We start from the raw sequence: 13001 nt of genomic DNA, 5'->3' as shown, positions 1-13001 counted from the left end.
CAATAATTTGCTGCAAAGGTACAACCAATATTTTGTATATTTAAGGGGAGTAAATCCTTTTTGATTATGGAAATACCGAAACGATTAGAACAAGCACTTATAAAGCTTTACAATGCTTTTCACAACGATGAATTGAATCCTGAATGTTGTTCAGCATGTGCCGTTGGAAACATCTTAGACAATCAGGATAGCTGGAAATATCTAACAAACGGTCACGGTTCATTGCAACTTAGCTATATAGGTAGGGTTCATCAAAATTTAGGCAGAAAATTTAACGGTTATAGTCCGCTTGAGTTATTACAAATAGAAAACGTATTTTTAAAAGCGTGTGGCTTTACAGTTCCTTTATGTCATTACAATCCAAAACCTCACCACCCTAATGATAAAGAAAATTTGTTTAATGGTTTGTATGCAGTAGTTGCGCATTTATGTAAACTAGAAAGTATAGCCAACGTTATGGATTATGCTAAAGTTTTTGAATACGAAAAAGACACCCCTGTTTATAAGTTTGATGTAATTTATGAATAAAGCTATTTAGCCAAAAACACTGTTTTACATTCATAACACTTAAACTTTCTCTTATTAAAGAATACTACCTTTTGAAATAAGCTTCTTCTTTTTCTTTTAACAAAGTTAGATTTACAATTTGGACAGTTCATAGGTTAGTTTGGTTTTATACTATGTTGTAAATAGTAGCATTACAAAGTAAGCCTATTAAGTTTAACTAAAAGTTAAAAGTTTATAAACAGCTAAAAATTAATTATGGATGGTGATATTTTAAGTATAAAAAAAACCGATACAAGTTTGTATCGGTTTTTATATATGTAAAAAATACAATATGTCTATCCTCCAAAGTCATCAAAACGAATGTTTTCATCTGGAATACCAAAGTCTTCACCCATTTTTTGTACTGCCTTGTTCATTAGTGGTGGTCCACAGAAGTATAACTCAATATCTTCAGGTGCATCGTGCTTACTTAAGTAATTATCGATAACACAATTGTGAACAAACCCTACGAAACCATCTCCTTCAGCATCAATACTATCTTTCACTTTCCAGTTATCTTCTGGTAAAGGCTCAGATAAAGCAATATGGAACTTAAAGTTAGGAAACTCTTTTTCTAATGCCCAGAAATGCTCTAAGTAGAACAACTCACGTTTAGAACGACCTCCGTACCAGTAAGAAACTTTTCTTCCTGTTTTTAAGGTTTTAAATAAATGGTATAAATGAGAACGCATTGGTGCCATTCCTGCTCCACCTCCTACATATAACATTTCTGCATCAGACTCATTGATAAAGAATTCACCATAAGGTCCAGAAATCGTTACTTTATCTCCTACTTTTCTTGAGAATACGTATGAAGATGCAATACCTGGATTTACATCCATCCACCCACCTTTAGCTCTATCAAATGGTGGAGTAGCAATACGAACGTTTAGCATAACTTCACGTCCTTCTGCAGGGTAAGAAGCCATAGAGTATGCTCTTTCTACAGTTTCTTCATTCTTCATTACTAATGGCCATAACTTAAACTTATCCCATTCCATTTGGAACTTGTCTGGAGTTTCGTGCTCCTCTGGGTGTGCGGTAATGTCCATATCAGAAAACTTAACTTCACATGGTGGTATTTCAATTTGAATATATCCTCCTGCTTTATAGTTCATATCTTCTGGAATCTCAACTACAAATTCTTTAATAAAAGATGCTACGTTGTAGTTACGTACAACTACTGCTTCCCATTTCTTTATTCCGAAGATTTCTTCTGGAATAGAAATGTCCATGTCTTGTTTTACTTTTACCTGACATGCTAAACGAATACCATGTTGTAGTTCTTTACGTGTAAAGTGAGGTGTTTCTGTTGGCAAAGCTTCCCCCCCACCAGAGTTAACGTGACACTCACATTGTACACAAGAACCACCACCACCACAAGCTGATGGTAAGAAGATTTTTTCATTACCTAAGGTAGATAACAACGTTCCTCCTGATGGTACTTCTATTGTTTTTTCACCATTGATTGTAATTTTTACAGGTCCAGATGGTGCTAATTTTTGTTTTACAAATAATAATAAGGCTACTAAAACTAAGATTACCGCTAAAAACGCTAATACTGTAATAGCAACTGTTCCTCCTGTGCTTACTTCTAAAAATACCATTATTCTGTAATTTCTTTAGTGTTATTAGCTAATTCTTCTGCTTTTTCTTCAGTCTTTTCTACTACCTTTTCTTCAACTTCTTTCTTTTCAACCTTAACTTCAGCAGTTTCTTCCTTTTTACCTGCATCATCACCTCCAGTTAACATTCCACCGAAACTCATAAATCCGATAGCCATTAATCCGGTAATAATGAATGTAATTCCTAATCCTCTTAATGCTGGTGGCACAGAAGAGTATCTGATTTTTTCACGAATAGCAGCAATTGCTAAAATTGCTAAAAACCATCCGATTCCTGAACCAATACCGTAGGTAAATGACAAGCCTAATGTTGGGATTTCACGAGATTGCATGAATAACGACCCTCCTAAAATTGCGCAGTTTACGGCAATTAATGGTAAGAAAATACCTAAAGAGTTATAGAGGGCTGGTGCAAATTTTTCAACAATAATTTCTACCAATTGTACCATGGTTGCAATGGTTGCAATAAACATGATAAACGATAAGAAACTTAAGTCATAATCTACATACTCTTCTCCTAACCATTTTAAAGCTCCAGGCTGTAATAAGTATTGATCTAACAACCAGTTTACTGGTACTGTTACCGCTAATACAAAGATTACGGCAGCTCCTAAACCTACGGCTGTTGATACTTTTTTAGATACTGCTAAGTATGAACACATTCCTAAGAAGGTAGCAAATACCATGTTATCTATAAATATCGATTTGAAAAATAATTCTATATGTTCCATATTTTTATAGTATTTAGTATTGAGTAGTTAGTATTGAGTTTATTGATAGCATCTCAATTCTCATATCTAACGTCTCATTACTATTTTAATCTTCTACTAATGCTTTATTTCTTGTACGTTGTACCCAAATAATAATACCTACAACAATTAATGCCATTGGTGATAATAACATAAATCCGTTGTTTTCGTATCCTAAAGCATACAATCCTGTTTTCTCGATAGGATCCCCTAATACTTTAAATCCTAATAAAGTACCTGAACCAAATAACTCTCTAAAGAAACCTACAATAATTAAGATTACTGCATATCCTAAAGCATTTCCTATTCCATCTAAAAACGACCTCCATGGTCCGTTACCTAACGCAAATGCTTCAAAACGTCCCATGATAATACAGTTGGTAATAATTAACCCAATAAATACCGATAGGGTTTTACTTAAATCGTACGCAAATGCTTTTAATACTTGGTCTACAATAATTACCAATGTAGCTACGACGATTAACTGTACAATAATTCTAATTTTTGATGGAATAATATTTCTCATTAACGAGATTACTACGTTCCCTACTCCTAATACAAATAATACTGATATAGACATTACAATAGAAGCTTTTAACTCTGCTGTAATTGCTAATGCAGAACAAATACCTAATACCTGAATTGTAATTGGGTTATTATCTGCTAATGGATCAGTAATTAATGCTGCGTCTTTTTTTGATAAAAGTCCCATAATTATTTTAATGTTTTAAAGTAAGGCACGTATAATGCTAATTCTGATTTAAGCATTGCAGCTACCCCGTCGCCAGTAATAGTTGCTCCTGCAATTGCATCTACCTCGTTATCATTTTTATCTTCATTTTTTGGATCATTGTTAGATTTAGAAACTGCAATTCCTTTAAAAGAACCGTTGTTCATTAAATCTTCTCCAATAAAATCGTCCATAAAGTAACGTTGCTTAATGTTAGCTCCTAAACCTGGTGTTTCTCCTTTGTGATCGAAGAAAACTCCTTGAACTACCATATTTTTATCCATTGCAACATACCCCCAAATAGCATCCCAAAGACCTTTACCTCTAATAGGGGCGATATAGAACGTTTTGCCATCCTTTTCACCTACAAATAAGGGTAACTTTCTTGTTTTACCTTCTTTAGCTGCTGTTTGTTGTTTTTTTACATCAATTAAATACGCTTTAGCATCTTCAGAAACGTTATCTCCTTCAATTACTAATTGTTTTTTAATGTATTTAGCAAACTCTTCTGCTACTTTATCTTTTGAAACAAACGCTACACTTGTTTCATCATTTTCGTTAACACCCATGGCATACAAAATGTTTTGCTGCTTCTCGATACGTTTATTAGCATCGATTGTTGGGCGAAGTGATGACGCTGTAAAAGCTAACAACGCACCTACTACTAACACCATTCCTATGGCGAAAAGTACCGTATATAAATTACTATCTGTCTTCTTACTCATAATTAGGCAGTTTTAGCTTTTAAACGTTTTAATCTTCTCTTAACATTACCTTGAACTACGTAATGGTCAATTGTTGGAGCAAACACGTTCATTAATAAAATTGCTAACATTACTCCTTCTGGATATGCTGGGTTGAATACACGAATCATAATTGAAATAAACCCAATTAAGAATCCATAAATCCATTTTCCTTTGTTTGTTTGCGATGCTGTTACTGGGTCAGTTGCCATATATACCGCACCAAATGCAAAACCTCCAATTAGTAAATGCTTCCAGAAATCTAAGCTCATTAATCCGTAAAACTTGCTTGTTTCACCAATCCATCCCATATCAACTACTTGGTTGAAGATGAATCCCATTGCTAAAGCTCCGATAACTGCAGATAACATAATTCTCCAGCTTCCAATCTTTGTAAAGATTAAAAACAACGCTCCTACTAAAATTAACAATGTTGACGTTTCTCCTACCGAACCAGGGATAAACCCGAAGAACATATCAGAAACTGAATAGTTTAATGGTTGTGACTGTGCTAAACTTCCTAAGATTGTTTCTCCTGAAATAGCATCAGCTGTTCCTGCAGCTTCTACAGCTCCTTGAACCCATACTTTATCTCCAGACATCCATGTTGGATATGCGAAGAATAAGAATGCACGAATGGTTAAAGCTGGGTTTAAGATATTCATCCCAGTTCCTCCAAACACTTCTTTACCAATTACAACACCAAATGCTACCGCTACTGCTAACATCCATAATGGTAAATCTACAGGTACGATTAACGGAACTAACATTCCTGTTACTAAGTACCCTTCTTCTATCTCATGTCCTTTGATGATGCAAAAAATAAATTCTATTGCCAAACCAACAACATACGATACAATTACTAATGGTAATATTTTAACTAAACCGATTAGTAAGTTATCCATATTCCAAAATTCTCCAGAAAAGAAACCAGTTGCGTTTGAAACGGCTTCTATTTGAAGATTATGCTGATATCCTGCATTAAACATACCGAATATTAAACATGGAACTAATGCCATGATTACGGTATTCATCGTACGTTTAAGATCATCTGCCGACTTAATGTGAGTTCCTCCATGAGTCGTCTCATTCGGCATATATAAGAATGTATGAAAACCATTAAATAGCGGAGCTATTTTAGTTCCTTCATACTTCTTTTTTAAATTATGTAAGTTTTGTTTTAAGCCCATATCTTATCCTAATTCTTCTCTCATTAAATCTAATCCTTCACGAATTATTTTTTGGTGAGGTTGTTTCGACACACAAATAAATTCTGTTAACGCAAAATCTTCTGGTGCAATTTCGTAAGCTCCTAATCCTTCCATTTCGTCAAGATCTTTATACATACAAGCTTTTAATAATTGCATCGGATAGATATCTAACGGGAAAATTTCTTCATAAGAACCTGTTACTACAAATGCTCTATGTTCTCCGTTAGTATTCGTATCTAAATCATATTTTTTCTTTGGATTTAACCAAGAAAAAGTTAATGCTCTAGAAGTAGATATTTTATTAAAAACTGGCTTATTCCACCCAAATAACTCATAGTCATCTCCTTCTGGGATAGCGGTAATTAAGTTATCGTAGTAGCCTAGGAAACCATCTTCTTTAACTTCCAAACCACTTAAAACATTACCACTAATTACACGAGCATTATTGGCATCTAAATTTCCTTTAACAACATCAGCTATTTGCGCTCCTGCCTTCGCAGTTACGTACTGTGGTTTGTTAAATTTAGAACCTGCTAATGCAACCGTACGAGTTATATTAAACTTTCCAGTTAATAATAATTCTCCTATTACTACTAAATCTTGAGGAGTAACTACCCACACTACTTCTCCTTTGTTAATAGGGTCAATTTGTGCTATTTGAGTACTTACATTACCTACTGGGTGCGGTCCTGAAACTTTATGTAGCTCAACTCCTTTCACCTCTTTAAACGGTGATAGTGTTGAGTTTTTAGCAATAGAAACATGTACTTTACCAGCTGTTAATTTTGTTAACGCTGTTAACGCTGCTTGTAATGCTGCTTCCTTACCTTTTAACGCATAATCATAATCAGCTGCCAAAGGTGCACTTGCGTAGGCTGATACAAAAATTGCTTTTGGTGCTTGATTAGGGTTTGCAACCACGTCGTATGGACGTTGTTTTACAAACGGCCAACAACCTGAAGCAAACAAGTGGTTTTTCACCTCTTCTCCAGACATTGCGTCTACATCTTTTTTACCAAAATCTTTGTATTCCTGCTGTGCATCAGCAGTGATTTTAATTGCTAAAACTTTTCTTCGTGCTCCACGAACGATTTCTGTAACTTTACCACTAACAGGGCTAGGAAATAAAATACGCTCATCACTTTTTGAATAAAAAAGTGCTTCACCTGCTTTTACTTCTGTACCTTCTTTTGCTAAAATTTTAGGAATAACGCCGTGAAAATCATCTGGCTTTACTGCAAACACACTACCTAATTGAAGTTCGGTAGTTACCTGTTCTGCCTCGCCAACTAGCTTGATATCCAAGCCTTTCTTAATACGGATGTCTTTTGACATAGGAACTGATTAATTTGATTTTCTTAAAAAACACGCAAATTTAAAAATTTTGAATCCCTTTGCAGAACAAAACCATTTTTATCTTTACGAAACCTTATTATTTATACTTATTCTAAATAAAAACCTTGTCTTTGGCTTATATTTTGATACTTTTGTTACATCATGATGAAAAAAGAACTATCCTTAATTGCCTTTTTACTAGTTGTTTCGAGCTTTGCTCAAAACATAAAAACTGTACAGTTACGACCTAAAAACAACCCTAATTTTTACGCTCCTATTGTTCGTTTAGGAGCTGTTTTAAAGTTGTCTTTTGACGATTTGGATGCTGATAGCAAACAGTACCAATATAAAATTGAACACATGACCCATGATTGGAAACCTAGCTCCATGACAAGCAATCAGTATATAGAAGGTTTCGAACAAAACGAAATTATCAATTTCACCAATTCTTTTAACACACTTCAACCTTATACACATTATACTGTAGAAATTCCCAATCAAAATACAATCATCACCAAAAGCGGTAATTATTTAATTTCTGTTATCGACGAAAACTACGAAGTTGTTTTTACCAGACGCTGTGTGTTTTACGAAGATATTACTACTGTTGGCGTTGCCGCTTTTAGAAGTAGAAACACAGCAACAACCAACCAACAACAAACCGTTCAATTTTCAGTTAATCATCCGGGTTTACAAATCAATACGCCATCACAAGAAATTAATGTTGTATTATTTCAAAATCACAATTGGAATACCGCAATTACCAATCTCCAACCCATATTTATCAAACCTCAGCAATTATTATACAATCACACTATAAAAACTAATTTTTGGGGAGGAAACGAGTTTTTAAACTTTGACACAAAATTCATACGAAACTCTAGTTTGAATGTTGCTAGAGTAGAACGTAAAAACCTATATCACAGCTATCTTTACACAGACGAGCCACGTACTGATAAAATATACACTTACAACCCCGATATCAATGGACAGTTTGTGGTTAGAACCACAGAACGAGATGTTGTTGATGATAGAGATAATACCGAAGCTGATTATTCTGTAGTTCATTTTTCTTTAGAAGCTTTTGAACCTTACGAAAACAAAGATGTTTATGTTTATGGCGCATTTAACAATTACGAATTATCTGAAGAAAACAAAATGATTTACGATTCCTCTCAGAGAATTTACAAAGCTACACTTCCTTTTAAGCAAGGCTTTTACAACTACAGCTATGTTACATTGAGCAACAACAAAAATATTGATTTACATGAAGTTGACGGTTCTTTTTACCAAACCGAAAATGAGTATACTGTGATTGTTTACTACAAACCTTTTGGTGAAATTTACGACAGTGTAATTGGTGTTGGATACGGATTTTTCAACCAAAATAGGTAAGGTATGCATAGAAACATTGACTAAAGACTGAAAAAGAACTATCTTTATCATATGTTTCAACAAATAACTAAAGGCATCAAGATCTCTGTAAAAACATCTTTTAGGGGCTCTGTTTACAGAGGGCATCGACAGTACTATGCGTTTAGTTATTACATCTCTATAGAAAACAAGTCAAAAGATACGGTAAAACTACTAGAACGCTTTTGGGTTATTTTTGACGCTCTTAACAACACTGAATATGTGGAAGGCGAAGGGGTTGTTGGAGAAACTCCAACCTTAAAACCTAACGAGATTTACAATTACAGGTCTAATTCTTTTTTACTTTCTACTACAGGTGCTATGGGAGGCAATTACAAAATGATAAACGTAGAAACTCTTGAAGAATTTTTAGTAATCATTCCAACTTTTCAACTAACCACTACTACTATTTTAAACTAATGATTAAAAAAAATAAAGTTCCAGTTATAAGAGATGCTAACTGCTTAAACTGTGGACACCCTTTTACTAATAATGAAAAATTTTGTCCAGAATGCGGACAAAAAAACAGAGGTAAAAAAATTACATTAAGTATTTTTCTCCGTGAACTTTTTGCGGGTTTTTTCTCTTTAGACACCAAGTTTTGGCGAACACTTATTCCATTATTAATAAGCCCTGGTAAAGTTTCAAAAGATTATATTGAAGGAAAAAGAACCACGTACACCAATCCGTTTCGGTTTTATCTTGCCACTTCAATAATCTTTTTTTTAATTATAAGCTTAACGGATAGCTATAAAAAATTTGAAGAATTAAGAATTGGTAAATCCTCAGGCAACAATTCTCAGGTTAAATTAAACAACAACACTAGTGAGACGATAGAAGTAGATTTAGATTCCATACAAGAGGTGGTTTTCAAACAACTTGAACAACAAGATTCTACGGAAGCAAAGAAAACACAACCTAAATCTGACTCCACATCAGTTTCATATAATTCTGAACTAAAACTAGCCAAAGCTGACCCTAATGACTCTTTCAGAATCATTAAATTCATGAAATTTCAAAAAACCAACCCTAAAGTACCAATAGAGGTTGCTTTGGACAGCTTGAAAGTAGAAAAAAACTTTAGCAATCGTTTTTGGTATTCACGTGCAAAAGTTTTTAACTCCGTATTTTTAGATAAAGATGAAGCTAAGAAGTTTTTCCGTCAAATACTATCGTATGCTTCTATCGCATTATTTATACTCCTGCCTATATTCACTTTATTTTTAAAGTTTATTTACCTTAGAAGAAGGTATACATATGTAGAACATCTTGTTTTTGTATTTCATGTACAAACCGTACTCTTTCTGCTGTTTTCTATTTTTTATATAATAGATTTTTTCAAGCATTCAGACAGTTTTTTACTTGTTTTCTTACTACTCTTCATGATTTATTTATTTATAGCCATGAAAAGATTTTACAATCAAGGGTATTTTAAAACATTTATGAAATACATACTAGCCAATACTATGTTTTTTGTATTAGCTATGTTTGGCTCTATCGCTATATCGTTTGCTGCTTTTGCCTTTTATTAATCTAGCATTTGCAAGAAGACGTTTTTAGAAGTGTTTTGTAACTCTACAGTTGCATCTAATTGATTATTATTAGTTACTGACAACTGTATTGTTTTCACCTTATCTAGGTATTTATTTTTAAAAGAGTAAATACCTCTGTCTTTTTCTTGATAATTGACGACATTAAACAAGAAGTAAAACTTCTTGTTGCCGTCGATATCTTTAGTTAGCTTTTGATTTTTTTTTGCTGTAAACTTTAAGCCATCTTCTTTACAAAAACTATAAGTAGTGAACAAAGGCATCAATGTTAATAGCTCTTCATTCTTAACGCTCTTAATCACTTCTTTTTCTTTCAAGTAATCACAAAGCTGACTTCCTTGCAACTCTAAAGTTATTTCAGGAGTTATTGTATTTTGAATTTCTTTCTTTTCAATCTTATTAAAATCATCATCATATCCATAAGTTACGATGGTATCTGATTTTTCTATAAAAGAAGTAAGGTTCCCCTCTATGACTCCATTCCACTTATTAGTAACGGAGTCCAATGACAATGTTGTAAGTTTTTTAAACTTTTTCTTTAGGTTTTCACTTAATCCATCAGCTATTAGTTCAGTATTTAACTTTCCTGACACACTCAATATTGAACCAGCTACTGATGTTGCTTTAAATGGTTTAAACAAGTTGTTTTCTTCTCTCAACTCACCTTGGATTCTTAAACTACCTTTATCTACAACAAACTCGAAAAAGTCTCCTTTCAAAGTACTTATAACCACTGGCTGTTTACTGTTTTTTATTTGTTTGAAAATTAAATCGTTTTCAGAAAAGTAGTTTTCTTGATTTAATTTAGATAATAACTCGGGTGATATTTGTGCCTTCTTATGTTTTTTGAATAACACTTGTAACAAGTTATCTTTTACTACGCAACTTATCATTCCTTTACTATACACTGTAGTTTTACTAACATTATGCGCAATAAACTTCTCTTCTTTTAAAGCGTTTATAAAATTTTTCTTTACGAATATTGGGCTGCTGACAAAAAAGTCTTTAAACACTCGTGTGTTGGTATATAAAAACAAATTAGTAGGCACTTCTACCTCATCTAACAACGTTATTTTCTTTTTCTCTTTTGTGTTTGAAGATTTTTTAAAGTCTAACTGAGAAAACGGGTGCTTTAAAAAACTAAGGAGTATGTTGTACTCTATTTCTCGAAGATTGACATAGACTACCGTTTCAGCTGAAGCTGGAACTTTTTTTGCATAAATTACGGTTGGATTGTATCTAAAAAATCCAACCGTAACTATAATACAGCATACTATTATAAGTATATATGCTATTCTTTTTATCATTTAGTTTACTTGGCTACTGCATTGATAAACTCTAACAATAATTTTAAGGTGTTCTCTTCTGTTCCTTGTGTGGAGATTTTTAATTCAGAAGAAATGGTGCTTCCTTTTACTCTCGATACTCTAAACACTCCGTCATTTAAGTGATTTGTTGAAAAACGCATGGCTTCTTTTTCAGTTTTACTCATCCACTTATTAGGAATCTTATTTAAAACCGCATTAACATTAACAAAAAACACTGTTGAATTATCTCTAACTAATTTACTATGCTTTTTAGTATTGAAGTTGTTATTCCCTCTAGCAATACGTAACGCATTAGCTTCAGACGTTGTTAAGTACAATACATCGTTTTTAACTACTGAATATAGGTTAAATGGGATATCAGACTTTTTAGTTTTAAACTTTACTACGTTATTTTCAATTTCTACGGCTTTGTGCTTTTCTCCTAACTTGAAAAATTTATTTAATAAATCTTCTTCTTTTGAACCAATCATTAGCGTAAAATCGGGAACAAATTCTTCTTTCGTTTTTGTTACTTCTTTACGTTTGTAGTCTTTGTCGTACTCATATGTAGTGTATTCAACTTCTTCTTTAGAAAAATCGTTTAACACCAAAAGAGCATCTCCGGTAACCAATCTTCCAACAGCCTCTTCGTCTATAATTAAAGAAAATAAATCTCCTACAATGTCCATTTCCTCTTTAAATTTAGGTAAAATACCTCCGTACATCTTATGCACTAATTCTGGATATTGCTTTAATGTTTCTTCTGTGTTTATAGAAATACTCCAAAAAGCTAATGCTTTATCATGATCAAAGCTGTTTACTAGATCGCGACTCATTCTTTTATTATAAATCTTTTTAAAAGATTTCTTCATATCAGGACTAACCGACATATCTAATAAAATTCTCGCATCGCTTTTTTCAAAAAATAAATTAGCTGTTACTTCTTCTACTCCGTAAATGTTTTGATCTCCACCTTCAGCATACATGGGATAAAGATATCCACCAAAAGACTTAAACAAATCTGTCATTAACATTCCATAGTTACGAACCCATAATGTTGCTGAAGCGTTTTTCTTTTTACTTTTTTGAAATTTTTTATTGGAAGCAATAGAGTTGACAACATTCTTATTAAATAAATCTAACACATACTTTTTTGTCCAACCTTTGCCTATCCTTTTTTTGAAATTGTAATTAAACTCTCCTTTTTCTTTAAGTTTATCTAAACGTTCTTTATGAGTTGAAAAATATCCTCTAGATGCATCTCCATTTACCAACAAAAGATAGTCATCATTCCAAATTCTAATATCGCTACGTCCTTCAATAATACTGTAACCTTCCATTCTTCTTATCTTCTTTTTATTTCGTTTACTTAGCATCGACTCAAACAACGCTCTATCTTTCAACTCCACATAAAAGTTATGATATGAAATACTATCGGTTTTACTAAAGAAATAATAAGCATTTGATTTAATATCTATACCTGCATTCGCAACAGAAGACACTTTTTTTCTTTCTTCTATTTCTTTTGAGTCTTCTTTCTTTTCATCTGACTCTGACTCAACTACAGATTCTACTCTGTAAGTTTTATTACTTCTATTTAAGTCTTTTAAAATCTCTTTTCCAATAGCACTTTTATCTATATCTGATACTTTTATCAACTTAAATAAATTTTCCGCATTTGCAGAAACTAATACATCTACATTGTTAGGTATTTTAGACTCTAATCGTTGAGCCTGTGTAGCTGTATATGCATTTAATAACAGTAGTGTAGCAATAATTTTTTTCATCCTAA

At 32.9% G+C, this 13001-nt stretch carries 12 protein-coding genes; 4 read left to right on the top strand and 8 right to left on the bottom strand.

The window, feature by feature from the left end; translation table 11 throughout:
* Window positions 1–66 precede the first annotated feature (66 nt).
* Window positions 67–528, top strand: a complete 462-nt coding sequence (locus tag V1T75_RS07790; RefSeq protein ID WP_330487979.1) for a Na(+)-translocating NADH-quinone reductase subunit F — start codon at window positions 67–69, stop codon at window positions 526–528.
* A 314-nt stretch (window positions 529–842) separates the two neighbouring features.
* Here V1T75_RS07790 and nqrF read toward each other — a convergent pair whose 3' ends face one another.
* The 6 genes from nqrF to V1T75_RS07760 all read right to left on the bottom strand — a co-directional run bounded on the left by nqrF (window position 843) and on the right by V1T75_RS07760 (window position 6939).
* A complete protein-coding gene (nqrF, locus tag V1T75_RS07785; RefSeq protein WP_330487978.1) occupies window positions 843–2153 on the bottom strand; it encodes an NADH:ubiquinone reductase (Na(+)-transporting) subunit F in 1311 nt (436 codons plus the stop codon).
* The gene (gene nqrE, locus V1T75_RS07780; protein ID WP_330487977.1) at window positions 2153–2902 is read right to left on the bottom strand and encodes an NADH:ubiquinone reductase (Na(+)-transporting) subunit E; all 750 of its coding nucleotides are present in this window, start codon (window positions 2900–2902) and stop codon (window positions 2153–2155) included. The genes nqrF and nqrE overlap by 1 nt, the downstream gene beginning before the upstream one ends.
* 85 nt (window positions 2903–2987) lie before the next feature.
* Window positions 2988–3632: an NADH:ubiquinone reductase (Na(+)-transporting) subunit D gene (locus V1T75_RS07775; protein ID WP_099215191.1), complete on the bottom strand. Its 645-nt coding sequence runs from the start codon at window positions 3630–3632 to the stop codon at window positions 2988–2990.
* 2 nt (window positions 3633–3634) lie between these two features.
* Complete coding sequence (locus V1T75_RS07770) at window positions 3635–4375, bottom strand: Na(+)-translocating NADH-quinone reductase subunit C (RefSeq protein ID WP_330487976.1); 741 nt, start codon at window positions 4373–4375, stop codon at window positions 3635–3637.
* Between the two features lie 2 nt (window positions 4376–4377).
* Window positions 4378–5583 (bottom strand): NADH:ubiquinone reductase (Na(+)-transporting) subunit B, encoded by a 1206-nt coding sequence (locus tag V1T75_RS07765; protein ID WP_330487975.1) that lies wholly within the window; start codon window positions 5581–5583, stop codon window positions 4378–4380.
* 3 nt (window positions 5584–5586) lie between these two features.
* The gene (locus V1T75_RS07760; RefSeq protein ID WP_330487974.1) at window positions 5587–6939 is read right to left on the bottom strand and encodes a Na(+)-translocating NADH-quinone reductase subunit A; all 1353 of its coding nucleotides are present in this window, start codon (window positions 6937–6939) and stop codon (window positions 5587–5589) included.
* A 162-nt stretch (window positions 6940–7101) separates the two neighbouring features.
* Here V1T75_RS07760 and V1T75_RS07755 point away from each other — a divergent pair, with 162 nt between their 5' ends.
* The 3 genes from V1T75_RS07755 to V1T75_RS07745 are packed head-to-tail and all read left to right on the top strand — an operon-like array spanning window position 7102 to window position 9884.
* Entirely contained in the window at window positions 7102–8334 is a 1233-nt protein-coding gene (locus V1T75_RS07755; protein ID WP_330487973.1) for a type IX secretion system plug protein, read from the top strand.
* Window positions 8335–8385: 51 nt separating this feature from the next.
* The gene (gene apaG, locus V1T75_RS07750) at window positions 8386–8772 is read left to right on the top strand and encodes a Co2+/Mg2+ efflux protein ApaG (protein ID WP_330487972.1); all 387 of its coding nucleotides are present in this window, start codon (window positions 8386–8388) and stop codon (window positions 8770–8772) included.
* Entirely contained in the window at window positions 8772–9884 is a 1113-nt protein-coding gene (locus V1T75_RS07745) for a DUF3667 domain-containing protein (protein WP_330487971.1), read from the top strand. The genes apaG and V1T75_RS07745 overlap by 1 nt, the downstream gene beginning before the upstream one ends.
* Here V1T75_RS07745 and V1T75_RS07740 read toward each other — a convergent pair.
* The gene (locus tag V1T75_RS07740; RefSeq protein ID WP_330487970.1) at window positions 9881–11209 is read right to left on the bottom strand and encodes a hypothetical protein; all 1329 of its coding nucleotides are present in this window, start codon (window positions 11207–11209) and stop codon (window positions 9881–9883) included. The two genes, V1T75_RS07745 and V1T75_RS07740, sit on opposite strands and share 4 nt — an antisense overlap.
* 5 nt (window positions 11210–11214) lie before the next feature.
* Complete coding sequence (locus V1T75_RS07735; protein WP_330487969.1) at window positions 11215–12996, bottom strand: hypothetical protein; 1782 nt, start codon at window positions 12994–12996, stop codon at window positions 11215–11217.
* Window positions 12997–13001 lie beyond the last annotated feature (5 nt).

The sequence above is a fragment of the Tenacibaculum sp. FZY0031 genome, from assembly GCF_036350695.1.
Taxonomy (GTDB): Bacteria; Bacteroidota; Bacteroidia; order Flavobacteriales; family Flavobacteriaceae; genus Polaribacter.
Note: the sequence above shows the minus strand (reverse complement) of the source record. Positions and strands in the feature narration are given on the sequence as shown.